Raw genomic sequence first — 20,146 nt, 5'->3', positions numbered from 1 at the left:
TTATTGACATTATCTTTATTAAAATTAACATTAATATGGCTTAAATCAATAAACGCAGGCATGCTCAGATTGCGAGTTGGCTGAACGGTTTGCGCTTATTCGATATTGGGAATTTAGCGCTAAAACTTAGCCATTTTTAGCGCATTTAGATGTCTATTGATTGAATTGAGGACAGGCTCTATTATAAGCTCTTTATACGATTCAATTTATATAGACCCAAACCTTGCATGGATAAAACAATGGCAATCGCTGGTATTACTGATTTCTTTCAAGAGATTGTTCGCGACCTACATACCAGCCTATATATTGCTATCGGCGGCTCCATCGAAGAAGACTCACTCGACTGGACTTCTAAGTCAGTAGAACTGGTGAGCACAGCCATCAAAATCCTAATACTGTTGGCGGTATTGGGATTTTTTTATTGGCTTGCCATCTATATTATCAAAAAAAGCAAAACTAGAATTCGCTTAAATGAACGCCGGTCTAAAATTGTTCGCTCAGTACTGCGCTATATTTGGATTGTAACCAGCTTGATAGCCATCATGAGTCAGCTAAATTTTGAGCCGGAGACGGTCAAAGCTACTGCCAAAGCCAGTACTTGGGCGGGTATTTATTATGTGTTATGGACGTCATCTGGACAAATTATTCATAAGGTTTTACAGCATTATGGTCTAAACGCCTCTATTGAGCAGCTGCTTAAGAACATTTTATCCGTGCTGTTATTGGTCTTAGGTCTTGCCAGCGTCATGGCACAATTTGGCTTCGATATCGTGTCATTGGTAGCAGGTTTGGGTATCGCTGGTTTGGCGGTCGGCTTTGCTGCTCAATCGACGCTTGCCAACTTTATCGCTGGCATTACCATTTTACTTGAGCAATCGTTTCAAGTGGGAGATTGGGTGAATATCAATGACAACGAAGGTCGGGTTGTAGTCATCGCTTTACGCACGACCCATGTCTTAACCCGCGACAATATAACCGTTATTATCCCTAATTCAAACGTTGCTTCTTCTGTGGTCACCAATCTAACCTCAAAAAACTTTATACGCTTTGATATTCGCATGCGTATAGCTTTTGAAGATGATATTGAGAAAGCGCGCGAAGTGATTTTGCAGGTATTAGCTGATAGCGAAGTGGTATTAAAGCGCCCTGAAACCTCAGCGACCATCGATGAAATTGGCGAATATGGGGTATTCTTTATCGTGCGTTTTTGGGTCAAGCCTGCGGCGGTGGCGCGTATGCCAAAGATTAAAGAAGGCTTGAGGGAAAATATTAAACGCGCCTTTGATGAGGCGAATATTTCAACCCCCTACCCGCATATGCGCCTGCTGATGCCAAAAAATGTCGATTATCCTATCGACACCAAACCCTTTGCGACCACGACCAAACTGATTACTGAAGAAAACCCATTGAAAAAAGATGCTGAATAACGGCTCGGTAATTTTAAAACCCCGTCAGTCGTCATTCTTTTAACGTAGCTTTTAAACACAGCGCCATAAACACTGCCACTTTGAACTATCCACTTCGTAATTATGGTAAAATTGCCAGTTAAACCTCACGATTTTAAACTTCGTAATTTTGAGGTGCATTATTTATCAATTTAGCCCACAGGTAACCGTATGACCGAAACCACCACGCCCAACTCCTTATCAACCGCTGCAGCAGAGTTGTCGCTTGACCTTATTATTACTTGTGCCGATGGGCTTGAAGCACCGCTACAGACTGAGCTGAGCAGTTTTGGCATTGCAAGTGAGATGAAAAGTACGGGTCGCTTGGCGGTCACCGGCTCCTTGCGCGACTTATATACCATTTGCTTATGGTCGCGGGTGGCGTCGCGGGTCTTGATGCTGATTAAACGTAAAAACATCAATACCGAATACGATGTGGCAGAACAGCTCTATGGCTTAGCAAAATCAGTCAATTGGACCGAGCAATTTAGCTTAGAGCAGACGTTTGCCATTCGTCTGTCTGTCGATAAGCGCGTCGCCGTCAGTCAACAATTTGCCATGCTGCGTATCAAAGATGCGATTGCCGATACCTTTAATGAAATCTATGACAGCCGTCCTAACGTCGATAGTAAAAATCCCGATTTTTCAGTATTTGCGACGGTCAATGACAAACAAGCTGAGCTATATTTAGATTTATCAGGCACCAGTTTGCACCGCCGTGGCTACCGCGTTGCCATGACCGAAGCGCCGTTAAAAGAAAACTTGGCGGCGGCACTGCTCTATAGCGCGGGTTGGCATAAGAAAAATGATGCCGGTAATGCCCCTTTTTATAACGCCCTAATCGACCCGATGTGCGGCTCTGGTACTTTCATCATTGAAGCGCTACTCATGCACTGCGATTATGCTGTCGGTATCGATAAAGCGGCCAATCAATTCGGCTTTTATCAATGGCAACATCATGATGAAGCACTATGGCAACAGATGATTGACGATGCGCAGACGCGTTTTCGTGAAGCTTTAGAGATTATCAACGAACAACCTGATACCTTGCCGCTTGTTTTGGGATTCGATGCCGATAGTGGCGCAATTCTCGCAACAGAAAAGAACTTGATTGCCGCAGGTTTGCAGGATTTATTGCCGCTACTTGACCTTGAAACGCGCGCCCTTAACCAGCTCAGCCACGTTTTAAAGCCATTAGCCGATGATGGCCGCTTAAGCAATCCGTTGGTCATTACCAACCCACCTTATGGTGAGCGTTTGGGCGATGAAGAGATGATTAAGCCATTATATCAAGCGCTTGGGCTTATTTTGCAAGACAGCTTTGCGGGTAGTGGCGTCAATCCGATGCTTGGTATCTTGGCAGCCATTGTCGAACAAGTGGATATCTTGCCCATTAAAGAGCCAAAAACCTTGCGCTGCCATAATGGGGCAATCACCGTTTATTTCCGCTACGGCACCTTGATTGCTGGGCAAACAGGTAGCCTCATTAGTCGCTTTGAGAAGCGTGAGATTACCGTGGAAGAAGGCCAAGATTTTATTAACCGTTTGCAAAAAAATCTGGGCAAACTTAAAAGACTCGCTAGCAAAGACACTGTCAGCAATATTCGCGTATACGACGCTGACTTGCCTGACTTTAAAGTGGCAATTGATTTGTATGGCGATTATGTGCACGTGCAAGAATATGCGCCGCCAAAGACCATTCCGGTAGAGACCGCGAAAAAGCGTTTCAATTTGGCCTTGATGGGCATTCGCGAAGTGCTCAATATTAACCGCGAACAAGTCTTTATCAAAACTCGTGCACGCCAATCGGGTAATGACCAATATAGCAAGCAAGGCAGTAGCGAAAAACGCGGTAAGTTTTATGTTGCGCGTGAAAACGGTGCGTATTTGTATGTCAACTTTACCGATTACCTCGATACGGGTTTGTTTATTGACCACCGCAATATGCGCGCCCGTATCAAAGACAACAGCCTCGGCAAATCGGTGCTGAACTTATTTGCTTATACTTGCACGGCAAGTGTGCACGCGGCATTGGCTGGCGCGAAAAAAGTTACTAGCGTTGACTTATCACAAAACTATCTTGATTGGGGCAAGCAAAACTTTGCTTTAAATGGCTTAAATGTCAGCAGCAATAAATATCAATTCGTCGCCGCTGACATTTTTGAGTGGATTAAAGGTAATACGGAACAATTTGATATTATCTTTATCGATCCGCCAACTTTTTCAAACTCGAAAAAGTTCCAAGGTACCTTTGATGTCCAGCGTGACCATGCTGCTCTTATCAACCGCGCGATGAACCGTTTGACCTCCGATGGCGTGTTATATTTCTCAAACAACTTTACCCGCTTTGAGCTCGATGAGCAGTTAACCGAACGCTATGACATTATCGATATCACGCCACAAACGATAGGCTTTGACTTTAATATCAAAAAGCCGATTCATCAAAGTTTTGAGATTCGCCATCGTTAGAGCGGATTACTTAGATGTATAAAGGCAGCATTTAAGCTCTGTCTTTTCCAGTCCGTCTTATCGGACACATAACAATGACCTAATCAGCTTTGATTGGGTAATTTTTTGTTGCTATGATAGAACGTCACTAAGTAATAGCTAAGCGACGTAAAGCACTAAGTAATATGAAGCGCCAAAAATATGGAAGCAATAAGCAACATAAAATTTAGGATTACGACTGCTTTAATCCCACTATTGCTCTGGTTTTTGTATTTATACACTTAAACCATCAAACCCTTAATCACTCTAATAACAAGGATAATCTCATGGCTTTATCATTAAATAAAGGCGGTAACTTATCGCTCACCAAAACTGATCCAAACTTAACCAAGCTGCTTATCGGTCTTGGTTGGGATGAGCGCGCGACCTCTGGCGCAGAATTCGATCTTGATGCCAGCGTGTTTTTGCTAAATACCGCTGGTAAAGTACGCGGCGATCATGACTTTATTTTTTACAACCAGCTAAAATCTGACAATGGTGCAATCGAGCATACCGGCGACAACCGTACTGGCGAAGGCGACGGCGATGATGAAGTGGTCAAAGTAAACCTGACCCAAGTGCCTGCTGATGTCGATAAAATCGTCGTCACGGTAACCATTCATGATGCTGCTGCCCGTAGCCAAAACTTTGGTCAAGTCGCCAATGCCTTTATCCGTGTGGTCAATGAAGAAACTGGCACGGAAGTGGTACGTTTTGACTTAGCAGAGGATTACTCTGTTGAAACGGCAATGGTGTTTGGCGAAGTCTATCGTCATAACGGTGAGTGGAAATTCCGCGCGGTTGGTCAAGGCTATTCAGGCGGTTTGCAAGCTATGTGTCATCAGTATGGCGTCAATATCTAACGCGATATTAACCTGTGCCAAAAATTTAGCCCATACTAAAAACAATGCCTAGATATAAACACCGCCAAAACTTTAAGCAATATGGCAGCGCTATCACTTGTCATTCTGCCAGTAAAATATGGTTGCAAAATAGTCACAATTATTCTTAGCTAAAAGACTGGTAATGCTTTAGGTTTCGTTTAAAATTAGGCAAAAAAGTGGTTAGCAATAACCACTTTTTTTGTGGTTTGTGTCTATAATAGACCGACTTTAGCTTTATGCAACCAGACAGGATATGTCATGAGACATTTTTATTTAGACTTTATCTTTACCATTATTGCTCTATCAGTAGCGGCATGGTGGGGATACTCACATAGCGGTATGGGCGGTATGATAACCACCCTATCTATCACTGCCATTTTGGCCGTCATGGAGATTTCATTATCATTTGATAATGCGGTGGTCAACGCCTCAGTCCTTAAAGGCTGGGACGAATTTTGGAAAAAGATATTTTTAACCGTTGGTATTTTGGTTGCTGTCTTTGGGATGCGTTTGGTTTTCCCAATTGTTATCGTTGCAGTAACGGCCGACCTTGGCGTTATGCAAGTGGTCGATTTGGCTTTAAACGATCCTAAAGAATACTCAGCCAGACTATTGGCGCACCATGCTGAAATATCAGCCTTTGGTGGCATTTTCTTATTACTCGTGTTCTTAAACTTTATCTTTGATGATAAAGAAGTACATTGGTTTGATTGGCTTGAGAGCCGTTTGGTCAAACTGGGCAAAGTCGATGCCATGAGCGTGTTTGTAGCCCTTATCGTGTTGATGATTGCCGTATCATGGGCCAATGACGCCCAATCAGGCGCAGTATTAATCGCTGGCGTTTGGGGTATCTTAGTATATCTTGGTGTCCAAGTGGTCTCAGGTATGCTTGAGGGTGACCTTGAAGAAGACTTAGAAAACGAAGAAAATGGTTCGGGAGCTGCGGCGACCAACGCAATTATGAAGGGCGGTATTATCGGCTTCTTATACCTAGAAGTCCTTGATGCCTCATTTAGCTTCGATGGCGTGATTGGCGCCTTTGCGATTACCAATGACGTTATCGTGATTATGCTTGGTCTGGCAATCGGTGCGATGTTCGTGCGTTCGATGACTATTTTCTTAGTTGATAAAGGCACGCTTGATGAGTTTGTCTATCTTGAACACGGCGCGCATTATGCCATCGGCGCTCTAGCCATTATCATGCTATTGTCGGTGAAATTTCATGTGCCAGAGCTTATCACTGGTCTGATTGGTATTGCCTTTATTGGTTGGGCGTTTGTTGCGTCACTCAATTATCGCAAACGCCAAGCGCTTGAATAACGTCGTAATTTTAAGCGTAAACATTAGATTCAGTTAAGTTGTTCCATGGCAGGTCATAACCATTATTGGTTATGACCTGTTTTTTATAGTAATTGTGAAGAATAGAATTGTGAGCAGGGATTAGCTTAGGCTATTAGTTTTCGCTCTACTTATCAGCGAGCATCTTTTGCAATTTTGCCAATATCACGCCATATAAAGGTAAAAAGATGAGCACGCCCATGACTATCTTAAACAGATAGTCCATCGCGCCAATCTCAACCCAGTGCATTGCCATAAAAGCGTCTGGGCTTTTATAAAAAGCAATGGCAAAAAAGCAAAAGCTATCGACCAGATTACCGATAAACGTCGATGCTAGGGGTGCAATCCACCACGTTTTAAGCTGGCGTAACTTATTAAAGACTTTGATATCTAACAGCTGTCCAATGACGTAAGCGCTAAAGCTGGCAAGGACAATGCGAAAGACAAATAAATTAAAATCGAGCAGATGCTCATGACCAACAAACTGTCCATCAGCAAATACCACCGAAAAATAGTAAGAAATGACGAGCGCTGGCAGCATGGCAAAGAAAATAATGCGTCTGGCAAGATGTTGACCAAAGATGCGTACGGTCAAATCCGTAATCAAAAAGATAAAAGGAAAGGTAACCGCACCCCATGTGGTGATAAAGCCAAATAGCCCGACCGGTATTTGCACTAAATAATTACTAATGGCGATGATAAAGATATGCAGGCTAACAAGCCAGAATAAAGCACGGCTGTAACGAATGGATGAAGCTTGATTGGTCGAAATGGTACAGGTATTCATAAAGGAGGCCTTTTTTTGAGTCAGGGTGGAGGGAACCTGAGCGCGCTATTATAAATGATAATAAGATAAATAGCTAAAATGGGACTGATACCGTCATAAAACGCTTTTTTATAAATAATAATATAACTGTCAGATAGGCACACAAAATACGCCTTGCTTAGTAAGCAAACGCTTAGTATAGTAAAACGTAATGATAGGCAGGATATGGCGTACAGGTCGATTTATTGACCTTTTTGCGCTGAAATACTTACGCGCAAATAGCATGACTGCCCTATTTTTATTTTATAAAGTCAAATCCACTTAATTATTAATCCAAAGGATATTTATATGGCTATTAGCTTAACAAAAGGCGGCAACGTAAACTTATCAAAAGAAGCCCCAGGCTTAACCAACATTACCGTTGGTCTTGGCTGGGATCCACGCGCTACTGACGGTCAAGAATTTGACTTAGACGCCATTGCCTTTTTGGTAAACGAAGCAGGCAAAGTGCGTAATGACCAAGACTTTATTTTCTTTAATAATCTAAAGTCGGACAACGGCGCGGTTGAGCACACAGGCGACAACCGTACGGGCGAAGGCGACGGTGATGATGAAAAAATCAAAATCAACCTTGCTAGCATACCCGCTGACGTCAGCAAAGTCGCTATCTGTGCCATCATTTATGAAGGTCAAGCGCGTAACCAAAACTTTGGTCAAGTCGGCGACGCTTATATCCGTGTGGTCAATGATAATGGTCAAGCCGAAATCGCCCGTTATGACCTATCAGAAGATGGTAGCACTGAGACAGCGATGATTTTTGGTGAGTTATATCGTCATAACGGTGACTGGAAATTCCGCGCCGTTGGTCAAGGCTTTAGTGGTGGTCTAGGCCCATTAGCCTCTTCTTATGGCGTCAACGTTTAACGGTTAACTTTTCGCTTTAAAAACAACGTCATCGTCTGACAAATTAAGTATCGCAACCAGAAGGCTGATTGCGATATATATAAGCCATCAAGTGTGCCTATTCATAGCATTTGATGGCTTTAAATGTAATTGACCCAGTTAAATTGAAACGCTCATTTTTATAGAAAAAACATCCAAAACATTAGAATAAGGATTTGCACCCCATGGCCGCAACGTTTAGCCTAATCGGCACGATTGAGCCTTTTTTGCATTGTAACTTAAAAAAAGGCGATTCAATTTATTGTGAAGCCAACGCCATGGTGATGATGGAGTCAAACCTTGAGCTTAAAGGTAAGCTACAAGGTGGTCTCATGCAGTCACTGATGCGCCGCTTTGCTAACGACGAGTCACTTTTTCAACAGCAAATTGAAGCCGTCAATGGTGAAGGTGATTGTTTGCTAGCACCGACGCTTGATGGCGATATGCAAATCATCGATTGCGGCGCTCAGCAATATACCTTGAGCGATGGCGCTTTCGTTGCCGCACAAACAGGCGTCGATATCAGAGCCAATATCCAGCGTAACCTCGGCGGCGCGGTATTTGGTGATACCGGCGGCTTTATGGTCATGCAAACCCAAGGTCAAGGGCAAGTGGTCGTTTCTGGTTTTGGTTCGCTATTTGAGATTGATGTAACGCCTGATAAAGACGTCATCATTGATAACGGCCATGTGGTGTGCTGGGATTCAAACCTTGATTATAAGCTTTCGGTATCGACCAGTAAGAAAAAAGGCATCATGAGCAACATCATCAATTCGGTCACCAGCGGCGAAGGCATGGTTTTAAACTTCTCAGGAACGGGCAAAGTTATTATCTGCTCACGTAATCGCGACAGCTATCAAGGCTGGTTACAAAGCATCTTAGGTACCAGCTCAGGCGGTCGCGGTGGCAGCGGTGGGTTTTTAGATAATATCTTATAGCACTTTATAATTAAAGTTTATAGCTAAAATTACAGCTTATACTGAAATTAATAACCGAAAAACAGTACTGAAAACCTAAGTATTCTACTCACAATTATTATAAGGATTTCACCATGGCAGTTAGTCTACAAAAAGGTCAAAAAATCTCCCTCAGCAAAGAAGCTGGTGGTGAGCTTACGCAAGTAAAATTGGGTTTAGGTTGGGACGTTTTTCAAGGACCGCAAGAGAAAAAAGGCGGCTTTTTGGGTAAATTATTTGGCGGCGGCAGCGGCGGCGACTCAATCGATTTAGATGCCTCATGCATCATGTTTGATGCCAATAAACAAGCCGTCGATGCGATTTGGTTTAGCCAACTACAATCAAAAGATGGCAGTATCGTCCATACGGGTGACAACCGCACAGGTGATGGCGATGGTGATGATGAAGTCATTAACGTTGATTTATCAAGAGTGCCAGCAAACGTAGTGTCACTGGTTTTTACGGTCAATAGCTTTACTGGTCAGACCTTTGAAACGGTAGAAAACGCCTTTTGCCGTATCGTCAATGCCAATAACAATACTGAAGTGGCGCGCTATAACTTATCATCACAAGGTACTCATACCGCGATGATTATGGCAAAAGTCTATCGTCATAATAATGAGTGGAAAATGCACGCCATTGGCGAAACCGCTTCTGGTCGTACTTTTCATGATTTAATGCCTGCTATCAAACCGCATGCGTAAATAGATTAAGCAGTCTGAAGTAAGCATTTTAATAATATATAAGCAATCAACCCGTCTATTTATAGTAGACGGGCTGACTTTTTTATTGAGCTAGAACTATACTCTTAAAGCGCTTACTTACGTCCACGTTTCCAGCTAAAGCCCCAATTAAAGGCTTTGTCCATTTCTTGGTGACCTTGAAAATATTGATTGATACGCTCAACGTTGATACTACCTTGCTGATTGACCAAACGCGCAATTGCGCACATCGGCAAATTACCTGTGCCTTCTGTCAAACGAGTTTCAATCGGTGGCTGGTCGGGTACATGAATGGTCACGACGCCATCGGTTTGCGCCCAGTTTGGTACGCCTTCATAAATAAAAGCAAAGATAAAGACTTCTTCAATCTGCGACCACTGTTGCCCGTTAATATCGAGCCACTCACCGCCGCTGACTTGTCCAGTTCTATCATCGGCGCGTAACAACACATAAGGCGCTGATTGTAGATTGCCAAAGCGATTGCCCAAGGCCTGAATCAGCGTTTTTTCGCCATTTTTCAGATGAATCATCGCTCCAACATCAAGGTCAATACCACCCGCTTTATGCTGCTTAAATAGGTCGCCTAATAAGCCTTTTTTAGGAGCTTGTGTACTGCTATCTGGACGTTGATTCCAGTTAAGATTGACAGATATTTTACCAAAATTGTCACGTTTTTTTAGATTGATGCTAGACTGGTTTTTGGTTAAGGTAATTTTGCTTAGGTTAATTGACGGATTTTGAGAAGCTGTAGGAATTGGCGGCGGCGTTGTTTGAGGCGCACTACCCGCTTTTTGCGTATTGATAGATTGAGATTGGCTTTGCGCTTGATTTTGTAACCTGCCTTGAGCTGGCGCTTCATCAGCAATTTCAACACCGAAATGTTCAGACAACGGCTTTAAGCCACCTTCAAAACCTTGGGCGATAAAACGAAACTTCCAGTTGCCTTGGCGACGGTAACACTCTGCTAAAATAATGGCTTTTTCATTACGTCCAGCAGCACTTAACTGACAAGTCAGCAGCACTTGGCTGCCTTGTAAGACTTGAACATCTACGTCACCGACTTGCGCCAGCGTTTGCGCACTAGAAAACGCAAGGGCAATCTTCTCAATACTCGCTGGCTGCGCAGGTAAGTTAATATCAAAAAATCCATCGCTATCATGACCACGGAAACTGACGCTGCCATCATCGCTACGCGTTTGACCATAAAATATCATGTCGCCATCGCCACGTACTTTACCCTCAGTCGTCAGGCGATAAGCGGCACAATCAATGGCGCTTTGGCTTAAAATACGAATGCTAATATGATCCGCTGGCAGCGGTGCATTGGCACCAGCAATCAGTTGTTGAGGTTGACTCATCATTTATCCTTTAGGTTATTTATTATTTGTTGATATGGGTGCTGTTGGCTATCGCACTATAGTAGCATGGATAACGGCTGATTTTTACAGCGCACGCCCGTTCAATAAAGCGTTAACAAGTCTGCAAAAACATTTTTACAAATCCTTAACATTATTTTGTCAGTAGTATTTATAGCGCTTAGCATTTGTATATAATAGCCTCTATTTTAGGCAGTATAATAACGCGCTTAACGACTGACCCTCTTCAAAACTCAATTCTAGTTGTTCCACTCTATAAGTTTTAATAACGCTGAGAAAATCATGAAAACTTCTGCTAACAAAAGCCTTTATACAACGTCGACTACCGCACTATCTGCCGTTTGGTTAGCTGAAGGTCAATCAAGCCAGCGTGATATGCTCGCCAGCCTACAAGCATTAAAAGCCCAATCTGAGACGTCATTTAACATTATTGCTTCACACCGTCATAATAGACCTGAGATCTTTGAATTTGCCGATAGCGTTTATCGTGAGCCGTCTGCAAGCGCTGCAGATAGCGATGAGCAAGCAATGCTCGAACCTTTAGAGCCATTGATGCCGCGTTGGCAGTTTGTCTTAGAGCAAGCTCAGAAAAACAACGTTAAAGTGCTACTCACGGGGCGTAATGGCATCGATTATGAAGCGCATCGTCAGGCATTTGAGGCGGCGGGTATTCGTTTATTGACTGGCGCGACGAGTGTGGCGGCGTTAGAAGCGATAGATGATAAGTTTGCCTTTATGCAGCAGTGTCATGAGCATGATATTCCCGTGGCAGAAGCGTGGCGTTTTGATAATGTCGCAGAGCTTGAGGCGTTACTTGCTAGGCACGGTCATCAACCTTTATGCGTCAAACCGGTCACTGGTATTTTTGCCCAAGGCTTTTGGCGACTTGATACCGGTAAGGAAAAAGACGGGCAATATGACAGTTTTGAGCATTTATACTTTACCGAAGAGAAAAAAATCCATACCACGCAGTTTATCAATGCCTATGCCAACAGTCTGATGGTGCATGAGCGCCCTATTCCTATGTTGCTCATGCCCTATTTATCAGGGCAAGAGTACTCTATCGATGTCGTTTGCGAATATGGTGAAGTACTGGCGGCCATCACCCGTTATAAAACAGGGAAAATCCAACATATCGGCTACGAGCAAGCGGTAATGGATGTGGTTATTGCACTGATTAAAGCCTTTGGCTGCGATGGCATCGTTAGTGTACAAACCAAAGCCGATGATGACGGTCAGCACCGTGTGCTTGAAATTAACAGTCGTCCGTCTGGTGGCATTGGTTACACCACCCATAGCGGGGTCGATTTAACCCAAGTTGGATTTGGCTATTGGCTTGGCTTAACCGATAAACCGAAGCTTGCGGATATTGCACAGCAAATCATTCCCTGCCAAGTACGCTCAATTATGGTTAGCGTTAAGATTGAAGCAGAAAATGCTAGCGAGTAAGTAAGAATAATGAAATAAAAAATCGGTAGTAATAAATTGGCGGCAACCGAATATATTCAACAAGAGGCAGGCGATGACAGCACAAACCACGTTAGCGTTAGGAGCAAATACGGTTATCGCCCAATCGAATTGTTCGGTCGCTTTTGCGACGACAAATCAGCTAAAGTTTGGCGAGCAGCTTGGACTATTATGGCTGCCTTTAGATGAGCATCGTAAAGCTGCTTGTAGCCCTGCTTATCTGCATGAACCAAAAGAGTGGGCACAGCTCAATAGCAAAGATAACCCAAACGCATGGCAATTGGATTTGCCTGCATTATTTGATAAACAAGGCGTAAGCTTTTTACAATTGATTGCTTATGTTTATCATGAGCCAAGCCTCAACTTACCCGCTGTCGAATTAAGCAAAGTAAATTTAACGCTAAACAATGGCGATATTCGTTATGAATTTATCGCAAGTGAGCGCCATGTTAAAGCAGCAATCATATTAGAAATATACCGACGCAATGGACAATTTAAATGCCGCGCCCTTGGTGAGAGCTCTACCCAAGGATTGGCAAGCCTAGAGCATCATGTGCAAATTAGCCTCGATATGCGTCCGCCAGATACGCACGCCCTTATTCAAGATGCCCAGCGCGCGCAGCAGCAAGATTATCCTAACAGTGATACGCGCCCGCCAAGACACGTTCAGTCTGGTGAAACTTGGACAGGGACGGCTTTTGCTATTGACCCTTATCATCTATTGACTTGCTATCATGTCATTGAGTCGGCGGCGATGATTGGAATTCGACAACAAGGGCAGCCTGATCGTGAGGCGCAAGTGGTGCTTAGCGATATCGGTAGTGATTCAGCCATTATTAGAGTAAGCGAGCCGATACCAAGTTATTTACCCTTAGCACAGCGTTGTACTGATAATTTGGGTGAAACCATTACGACTTTAGGGTTTCCATTATCAGGACTTAGCAGCCAATTACAAGTAACGCAAGGCTGTATTTCAGGTTTAACAGGGTTTGGTAATGATATTCGCTATATGCAATTTACCGCGCCCATTCAACCTGGTTCTAGTGGCAGCCCACTACTCTTGCCAACTGGCGAAGTTATCGGCATGGTGACGTCTAGCCTCGTCCACGAGCATGCACAAAATATGAACTATGCGGTGAAATTTCAGTTATTATCCGCCCTACTCGCGAGCGCTGGAATTAGTTTAGATAACTTATCTGAGTCCTCTAGCATGTCACGCACGACAGCTGCCGCGTTGACCACACCGCAATTGAGTAAGCAAAGTCGCGGTGCTTTGTGGTTAGTAGGATGTCAGGGTTAAGTAATCATTACAACGATATAAAAAATATGAAATAGTCACTTTAAGAAAGTGTATTAAGGAAAATAAATGCACGCTAAACTCAAAAGTATCGCCGTACTTATTGATGCCGATAACGCCTCAGCAAAAAATATTGGTCATATTCTGCAAGAGATAGAGAATATTGGACATATCACTTGTAAAAAAATCTATGGCGACTGGGGCAATGCACATATTCAGAGCTGGCAAGAAGCATTACTTAAATACGCCATCGACCCTATGCAACATTTCGCTTATGTAAAAGGCAAAAACGCCACTGATATCGGCATGGTTATCGAAGCCATGGATTTACTTTATAGTAATAATTACGATGGTTTTTGTCTGATATCAAGTGATAGCGATTTTACTTCACTGGCCCTACGTATTCGTAAAAACCATGTAAAAGTATTTGGCTTTGGCAAACGCAATACGGTTAGCGCTTTTTCGCAGGCGTGTGATAAATTCTTTTATGTAGAGGATTTATTAACTGCTAAAAACAACTCAATTAAAGTCGCTCCTGCACCGAATAAAAATAACCTCCCATCTTCAAACATAGCACCAGAACGTTGGACGACTAAGCAATTACATACCCAAAATCATCTTATTGGCGTAATAAATAAGCTTATCAATGAGAATCCTAATGCTAAAGATGGTTGGTCAAACCTATCTTATATTGCTAGCCAAATTCATCAAAACCATGAAAACATCAAACTAGATAAATATGGCTATAAAAAATTCTCTGATCTTATTATGACACTACGTCTATACGATATGCGCCGTGAAAATAAGGTTATGTTAATTAAATTAAAAAATAAAAAAAACACCTCACCTTCTGTAAAAGCTAATAGTAAATCAACGTCAAACTCACAAATTGATGATAATGCTATTCATCAAAAACAAATTTCTGAAACTACATCCAACCTCTTTGCCGCTGCACCTATTATTGTCAAAATAACAACCGCCCCTACGATCGATGCCGTATTATTTAGAGTAGACGCCACTGCAAAAGTACGTGGCGATGAAGACATGATATTTTACGGACAGACTCATAGTGAAGATGGTGCAGTCGAACTGGATCAACAGCTTGAAGCTGAGAAATCCATATCTGAGTTCAGTTGTGATCTAAACCTCCAACCTGCCAATATAGAACAACTTAACTTTGCGTTATCAAGTGAGCTTGAAAACTTAGCGACCGACTCACTGCAGACACCTATTCAACTAAGTATCCTTGATAAGCAACAAAATGCATTATTGTTTTCTGGTGAATTTGACATAAAAGATAAGTCAGATCAAAGTCTGATTCTATTTACGTTAAACCGAGCAGGCAAACAATGGCAATTTACGCCAAAGCATCAAAATATAGATGGCGACCTACGTTATCTTTGCGAAAAATATGGGATAGAAATAAGCGATGACTGATATTAAAAATAATATGACGGCTAATAAAATTTATAAGCATAGCATCACCCTACCACGCGGCACTCTTGATTTAACTTATCAAACCAATTCAGCCACTGCAAAAGATGGAACAGAACAAAGCAATCACTATCAATTAGAAGACTTGCTTGGCTTTGCGCAGCGCATCAATCCTAAACGCGCATTTTTGTTTGTCTCAAAAGTCTTAGGTCGCCATATTCCAGTCGCACCTAGCACCATGCGTCATGCTTTTACGGATTTGGCAAACTTAGTACCAAATGATTTGCCTGAACCCATTTTGGTCATTGGTATGGCAGAGACGGCAGTTGGTTTATCTGCGGGAGTACATCAAGCGCTACAAACTCGATATCCAAACGCTTTATTGCTCAACTCAACCCGTCATGCACAACATAACGACGATAATACTGAAACCTTGCTAACGACTTTTAGCGAAGATCACAGCCACGCCAGCCAGCATCTGATTTATCAAAGTGCAGATAAAGCGATCCAAGCACAGCTACTAGTGAGCAAAACCTTGATTATGGTTGATGACGAAGCGTCAACGGGCAATACTTGCGTCAATGTCGTCACCGCCCTTCGTAACGCAGGACTGACCGAATTAGAACAAGTGCATCTAACGACATTGGTAGATTGGTCGTTAAATCAGAACCAAGCTCCAGTTGACGTAGATGACAACATATCTGCACGTTTGCCTAATATTGACTTTCATCGTCATCACCTACTATCTGGGGCTTGGACTTGGACGGATGCGCCCAACCCTGAATCCATTACGATGCCATCGGTCGATACCACTGAGGCTGGCAGTCAGCCATTAGGCAACACTGGCAATTGGGGGCGCTTCCCAACGCTAGATAGTACCGATAGTTTTGATAATTATCTGATGAAGTTTCAAGCAGCATTTAACCTTTTTAATCAGCGAGCCCAATCTGAAAAAGAACAGTTTGACAATGAGCAATTGCCACAGCGGATTTTAGTATTGGGCAGTAATGAGTTTGTTTGGTTGCCGTTTTTATTAGCGGAATGGCTTGAGACGCAAACTCAAAACGCTACGGTTGAGTTTAGTGCCTTAACGCGCTCACCGATTGCCCTTGGTGGCGCGATTACCACGATGCTCAGTTTTAGCGACAACTATGGGCTGGGTATGACCAACTTTGCTTATAATGTTGAGCCTAGCGATTGGGACTTAATTGTTTTGTGTGTGGAAACATCAGCGGATAGCGTTGATGACATGTGGCAAAGTTTGGATAATGTGTTGGTGGTGAGTCCGACGCTTTAAGCTGTTTTATAAAAGCTAGCTTACAAAGGCTGTCTTATAAAAGCTGTTCCATTAAAACTATCCTTTAAACCCTACTTTGATTTTCACATTTAACCCTTACGCACGCTTTTATGGCAAATACTATGACTAGCCCATTTTTTCAAGCCAATCCCGATATTATCAAACCCTACGCGCTGATGGATTTGGACGATACGCTTTTTCAAACCCAACGTAAAATTGATGCATGGGAATTACCAACGTCTGAACCTGAAAATCTAGTTTGCGCGACCGTTAATAAACAAGGCAAGCCGTTAAGCTTTATGAGTCAGCGCCAAGCCGCGTTCTTTAATTGGCTGCTGCTTATTACAGAGTTGATAGTGGTCACCGCACGCGATCGCAGTGAAATCAAACGCGTTAAGCTGCCTTTTGATAGCTGGCAGGTCTTAACCCACGGTGCGATTATTCTTGATAGAGACGGTGCGCTACAAACCCATTGGCAACAGCATATGCATAGTCAGCTTGCACCATTGCAGGATAAATTACAGCAGCTAAGCCAATTATTTGCCAATCACAGTAGAAATGACAACAGCCAGCTGGTATTTACACCGCATATCGATCACTTTAATAATGGCGCTGATAATGAAGCGCTGACCATTTATCTGGCTATTAAGCATGGGCAAAAGGACCATCAAGCGTTAGTAGAGCTCGCTAAAAAATTGCCAACGTTAATACGTGACTTTGAGCAAGATTTTTATGTGCATGTGAATGCGAACAATCTGGCGATACTGCCGCACGCGGTTCATAAACGCCATGCGGTGCAGTTTTTATTAGACCAGCATTTAGACAACCAGCGTCCAAGTTTTGGTTTTGGTGATAGCTTGGCCGATTTGCCATTTTTGCAATTGCTTGACTGGTATGGCATGCCCAATCATGGTCAGCTACATGAGCGCTTTAGCTCGCAGTAATTCTAAACGCTTAACCTCTCCTAAGGCGTGTCCTCAATTCAATCGATGGACATCTAAATGGTCTAAAAATGGCTAAATTTTGCCAAACTTCGTCAAATAGCTGGGTAATATCCCGATATTAACTGCACTATTTTACTTGTTTGGCTACAATTTATCTGATTTTTATCACCATTTTTAAAATGAGGACACACCATAAATAAAAACAATAATCGAACGCATTTTTGTAAGTAGGAACTATCTTATGACCCATCCTATAACGAACCCTAATATTCAAAAAATGCAGGAATATGGCTCAGGCAGCTATCTTGCCAGCGATGTGACTGTGCTGCTTGATATCGTTGATAAAAACGCCGTTGCTGATGTACCAGTCAGTCAAAAAGAAGCGCTCATCCAAAGTGGACAGCGCCACTATTCAGATATGTTAACCTTAGAGGATGCGCCAACCGCCATGCATGAGCAATTGTATCAGCAGGCATTAGCGCAAGGTACAACGAGAACCGCAACTGATATTGCTAACTTGGCTTATACGCTACACCATATTTTTCAGCAAACGGTAAGTACTGAACGTCCATTAATATTAGTCAGCTTGGTACGTGCAGGTTTACCAGTTGGCGTATTGTTGCAGCGTGCCCTATTAGACAACGAAAGGTCAGATGCCGATAGCAGCTATGCGTTGCCAAGTGTGCATTATGGTATCAGTATCATTCGCGACCGAGGACTTGATCCAGTCGCGCTGCAGATGATATTGGACGCTCATCCAGAGAGTGCCATCGTATTTGTCGACGGCTGGACGGGCAAAGGGGCGATTTATCAAGAGCTGGCGCGTAGCTTAGAAGTCTTTAGCGATCCTAGTCATCCATATTTTGCCAATATTTTTCATCAGGGTAAGGATGTTATTCCCTTATTAACCCTTGCTGATCCCGCGGGCGTTGCTTGGCTGGCGGCAAGTGAGGAAGACTGGTTGATTCCTTCAGGTCTATTGAACAGCACCGTATCGGGACTGATATCACGCAGTTTATATACTGAGCCACAATCGGGGCTACATCGTAGTGTCTTTTACGATAACTTGGTTCAGGTAGATCATAGCTTAGCTTTTGTTGATCGTATTGATAGCGCGCGGCGGGCATTGTCTACATCTCTACAATGCTTGCAAACGTTTGAGCAACCACGCTATCAGACAGCTGCTTTAATTGATACGCTGGCAGCAGAGTATGACATTAGCAATCGCAACCGTATTAAGCCGACCATTGCAGAGGCGACACGGGCGATATTACGCCGTGATCCTGAGCGCATCTTGTTGGCCACCGCCGATCACCCAGATACGGTGTTATTGCGGCATTTATGTAGCGAGCGTGATATCAATATCACGGTATTAGGTGCTAAAATACTCCCCTATCAAGCGATTACGCTGATCAAGCAGCGGGCAACAGATCGCTCATGATTCATTAATGTATTGATGCCTTGATGTATTGATGCCTTGCAAAAGAAATGCATCAATACTGCATCAGCACCGCTGTTTTTATCATACGTCCTTACGCTATGATTTCTTGCTATAACCATTCACTTATCACTATTTACGATGCCAACTATGTCCGATATACCCCACAATGAGTCCAATATTTATAATAACAATCAGTCTTACGCCCACCTGATTACTGAGCGTCATGCGATGCTCAAACCGCATACCCATCACCCGTATCAGCTGGGTGCTAGCCTATATATGCCTGCGACGCGGCAAGATATTTGGCAAGTCATTACGCGCGACAAATTACCGACCATTAACAGTATTATTATCTGCTTAGAAGATGCAGTCAGCCATAACGATGTTGAATTGGCGCTCATACGCCTGCAAACGCTGCTACATACGTGGGCGGCGCATGTCGATAGTATTAATGACCCTGCAAAAAAAGAGGGCATTCAATCAAAAGCGCACACCAATCAGCCAACCAGGCCGCTAGTATTTATTCGCCCACGTCATCCGGCCATGCTAGAGCAGCTGGCAGATTTTGCCCATATTGATTTGGTCGACGGTTTTGTGATGCCAAAAGTCGATATGTATAGTTTGTCTAATTGGCGCATGGCGTCTCAGAATTTAAGCACTGAGCAGCTATTGATGCCGACGCTTGAGACGGCAGCGCTATTTAACCCGCATCACAATCAAGAGTTGGCGATTGGCTTTAAAGAAGCTTTTAGCCAGCCAGTATTTGCCCTGCGTATCGGTGGTAATGACTTATTTGCAGCGCTGCGTTTACGCCGTCCTAAAAACAGCATTGTCTATGACACCCCGATTGGTACGCTTGCCTATCAGCTGCTTGGCTGCTTTGTACCGCATGGTTTTTATCTTACCGCACCGGTATTTGAATACTTAGAGCAGCCAACACTGTTTATGAAAGAGCTGATGCGTGACGTGAACTTAGGACTGGTCGGCAAAACGGTCATTCATCCAAGCCAGATTGCGTTGGTACAGCAAGCGTATTGCGTGCCGTTAAGTACCTTGGATGAAGCGCAGGCAATCTTGCATAGCGAAGCAAAAGCGGTCTTTAAATATAACGATACCATGCTTGAGCCCGCCACACACCGTGCATGGGCAACCGAAATCGTCAATCGCGCTGAGGTCTTTGGCACCCTTGATGATATCAATACTGACTATACGACCCGGTTATAAATAAAGACATTAGCTTTACTGCTTTATCGTATGTTTTTTTTAAAACTGCCGCTTTAAAGTTAATGTGTTAGTCTAAGTTTCAATAAAAAAGCCGTTATCCTATTTAAGATAACGGCTTTTAGCATG

The 20,146-nt window shown here is 43.2% G+C and carries 16 protein-coding genes; 14 read left to right on the top strand and 2 right to left on the bottom strand.

Annotated features, from left to right (window positions below):
- Positions 1-239 precede the first annotated feature (239 nt).
- The 4 genes from B2866_RS01460 (at position 240) to B2866_RS01445 (ending at position 6,136) form a co-directional block, all read left to right on the top strand.
- Positions 240-1,427, top strand: coding sequence for a mechanosensitive ion channel family protein (locus B2866_RS01460; protein ID WP_296189885.1), 1,188 nt, complete (start codon positions 240-242; stop codon positions 1,425-1,427).
- A 189-nt stretch (positions 1,428-1,616) separates the two neighbouring features.
- Positions 1,617-3,914 (top strand): bifunctional 23S rRNA (guanine(2069)-N(7))-methyltransferase RlmK/23S rRNA (guanine(2445)-N(2))-methyltransferase RlmL, encoded by a 2,298-nt coding sequence (gene rlmKL, locus B2866_RS01455; protein WP_296189882.1) that lies wholly within the window; start codon positions 1,617-1,619, stop codon positions 3,912-3,914.
- Between the two features lie 305 nt (positions 3,915-4,219).
- Complete coding sequence (locus tag B2866_RS01450; protein ID WP_068408067.1) at positions 4,220-4,795, top strand: TerD family protein; 576 nt, start codon at positions 4,220-4,222, stop codon at positions 4,793-4,795.
- Between the two features lie 279 nt (positions 4,796-5,074).
- Positions 5,075-6,136, top strand: a complete 1,062-nt coding sequence (locus tag B2866_RS01445; protein ID WP_296189878.1) for a DUF475 domain-containing protein — start codon at positions 5,075-5,077, stop codon at positions 6,134-6,136.
- 145 nt (positions 6,137-6,281) lie between these two features.
- Here the strand turns inward: B2866_RS01445 and B2866_RS01440 are convergent, their stop codons facing one another.
- Complete coding sequence (locus B2866_RS01440) at positions 6,282-6,941, bottom strand: 7-cyano-7-deazaguanine/7-aminomethyl-7-deazaguanine transporter (protein WP_296189876.1); 660 nt, start codon at positions 6,939-6,941, stop codon at positions 6,282-6,284.
- Positions 6,942-7,268: 327 nt separating this feature from the next.
- Between B2866_RS01440 and B2866_RS01435 the strand changes: the two genes are divergently transcribed.
- The 3 genes from B2866_RS01435 to B2866_RS01425 all read left to right on the top strand — a co-directional run bounded on the left by B2866_RS01435 (position 7,269) and on the right by B2866_RS01425 (position 9,522).
- Positions 7,269-7,844, top strand: coding sequence for a TerD family protein (locus B2866_RS01435; protein ID WP_068408073.1), 576 nt, complete (start codon positions 7,269-7,271; stop codon positions 7,842-7,844).
- A gap of 203 nt (positions 7,845-8,047) precedes the next feature.
- A complete protein-coding gene (locus B2866_RS01430) occupies positions 8,048-8,800 on the top strand; it encodes a TIGR00266 family protein (protein WP_068408074.1) in 753 nt (250 codons plus the stop codon).
- Positions 8,801-8,913: 113 nt separating this feature from the next.
- Complete coding sequence (locus tag B2866_RS01425; RefSeq protein WP_296189869.1) at positions 8,914-9,522, top strand: TerD family protein; 609 nt, start codon at positions 8,914-8,916, stop codon at positions 9,520-9,522.
- Between the two features lie 113 nt (positions 9,523-9,635).
- Here the strand turns inward: B2866_RS01425 and B2866_RS01420 are convergent, their stop codons facing one another.
- On the bottom strand, positions 9,636-10,898 hold the full coding sequence (locus tag B2866_RS01420) for a TerD family protein (RefSeq protein ID WP_296189867.1): 1,263 nt from the start codon (positions 10,896-10,898) through the stop codon (positions 9,636-9,638).
- Positions 10,899-11,198: 300 nt separating this feature from the next.
- Here B2866_RS01420 and B2866_RS01415 point away from each other — a divergent pair, with 300 nt between their 5' ends.
- The 7 genes from B2866_RS01415 (at position 11,199) to B2866_RS01385 (ending at position 20,020) form a co-directional block, all read left to right on the top strand.
- Positions 11,199-12,365 carry an ATP-grasp domain-containing protein gene (locus B2866_RS01415; protein ID WP_296189864.1) on the top strand — a complete coding sequence of 389 codons (1,167 nt, stop codon included), beginning with the start codon at positions 11,199-11,201 and terminating at the stop codon, positions 12,363-12,365.
- Positions 12,366-12,438: 73 nt separating this feature from the next.
- Positions 12,439-13,683 (top strand): trypsin-like peptidase domain-containing protein, encoded by a 1,245-nt coding sequence (locus B2866_RS01410; RefSeq protein WP_296189861.1) that lies wholly within the window; start codon positions 12,439-12,441, stop codon positions 13,681-13,683.
- A 66-nt stretch (positions 13,684-13,749) separates the two neighbouring features.
- Entirely contained in the window at positions 13,750-15,117 is a 1,368-nt protein-coding gene (locus B2866_RS01405) for an NYN domain-containing protein (protein WP_296189858.1), read from the top strand.
- On the top strand, positions 15,110-16,411 hold the full coding sequence (locus B2866_RS01400) for a phosphoribosyltransferase domain-containing protein (protein ID WP_296189856.1): 1,302 nt from the start codon (positions 15,110-15,112) through the stop codon (positions 16,409-16,411). The genes B2866_RS01405 and B2866_RS01400 overlap by 8 nt, the downstream gene beginning before the upstream one ends.
- A 122-nt stretch (positions 16,412-16,533) precedes the next feature.
- On the top strand, positions 16,534-17,355 hold the full coding sequence (locus tag B2866_RS01395; protein WP_296189853.1) for an HAD hydrolase family protein: 822 nt from the start codon (positions 16,534-16,536) through the stop codon (positions 17,353-17,355).
- Between the two features lie 241 nt (positions 17,356-17,596).
- Positions 17,597-18,796 (top strand): cysteine protease StiP domain-containing protein, encoded by a 1,200-nt coding sequence (locus B2866_RS01390; protein WP_296189849.1) that lies wholly within the window; start codon positions 17,597-17,599, stop codon positions 18,794-18,796.
- Between the two features lie 147 nt (positions 18,797-18,943).
- Complete coding sequence (locus B2866_RS01385; RefSeq protein ID WP_296189846.1) at positions 18,944-20,020, top strand: HpcH/HpaI aldolase/citrate lyase family protein; 1,077 nt, start codon at positions 18,944-18,946, stop codon at positions 20,018-20,020.
- The last annotated feature ends 126 nt before the right edge of the window (positions 20,021-20,146 follow it).

This window comes from Psychrobacter sp. UBA3483 (genome assembly GCF_002377905.1).
In the GTDB taxonomy this organism is placed as follows: Bacteria; Pseudomonadota; Gammaproteobacteria; order Pseudomonadales; family Moraxellaceae; genus Psychrobacter.
This window is presented reverse-complemented; position numbering and strand designations above follow the sequence as displayed.

Coding starts and splice junctions, on each gene's coding strand:
- B2866_RS01460 (WP_296189885.1), top strand. CDS start 240: ATGGCAATCGCTGGTATTACTGATTTCTTTCAAGAGATTGTTCGCGAC.
- rlmKL (WP_296189882.1), top strand. CDS start 1,617: ATGACCGAAACCACCACGCCCAACTCCTTATCAACCGCTGCAGCAGAG.
- B2866_RS01450 (WP_068408067.1), top strand. CDS start 4,220: ATGGCTTTATCATTAAATAAAGGCGGTAACTTATCGCTCACCAAAACT.
- B2866_RS01445 (WP_296189878.1), top strand. CDS start 5,075: ATGAGACATTTTTATTTAGACTTTATCTTTACCATTATTGCTCTATCA.
- B2866_RS01440 (WP_296189876.1), bottom strand. CDS start 6,941: ATGAATACCTGTACCATTTCGACCAATCAAGCTTCATCCATTCGTTAC.
- B2866_RS01435 (WP_068408073.1), top strand. CDS start 7,269: ATGGCTATTAGCTTAACAAAAGGCGGCAACGTAAACTTATCAAAAGAA.
- B2866_RS01430 (WP_068408074.1), top strand. CDS start 8,048: ATGGCCGCAACGTTTAGCCTAATCGGCACGATTGAGCCTTTTTTGCAT.
- B2866_RS01425 (WP_296189869.1), top strand. CDS start 8,914: ATGGCAGTTAGTCTACAAAAAGGTCAAAAAATCTCCCTCAGCAAAGAA.
- B2866_RS01420 (WP_296189867.1), bottom strand. CDS start 10,898: ATGAGTCAACCTCAACAACTGATTGCTGGTGCCAATGCACCGCTGCCA.
- B2866_RS01415 (WP_296189864.1), top strand. CDS start 11,199: ATGAAAACTTCTGCTAACAAAAGCCTTTATACAACGTCGACTACCGCA.
- B2866_RS01410 (WP_296189861.1), top strand. CDS start 12,439: ATGACAGCACAAACCACGTTAGCGTTAGGAGCAAATACGGTTATCGCC.
- B2866_RS01405 (WP_296189858.1), top strand. CDS start 13,750: ATGCACGCTAAACTCAAAAGTATCGCCGTACTTATTGATGCCGATAAC.
- B2866_RS01400 (WP_296189856.1), top strand. CDS start 15,110: ATGACTGATATTAAAAATAATATGACGGCTAATAAAATTTATAAGCAT.
- B2866_RS01395 (WP_296189853.1), top strand. CDS start 16,534: ATGACTAGCCCATTTTTTCAAGCCAATCCCGATATTATCAAACCCTAC.
- B2866_RS01390 (WP_296189849.1), top strand. CDS start 17,597: ATGACCCATCCTATAACGAACCCTAATATTCAAAAAATGCAGGAATAT.
- B2866_RS01385 (WP_296189846.1), top strand. CDS start 18,944: ATGTCCGATATACCCCACAATGAGTCCAATATTTATAATAACAATCAG.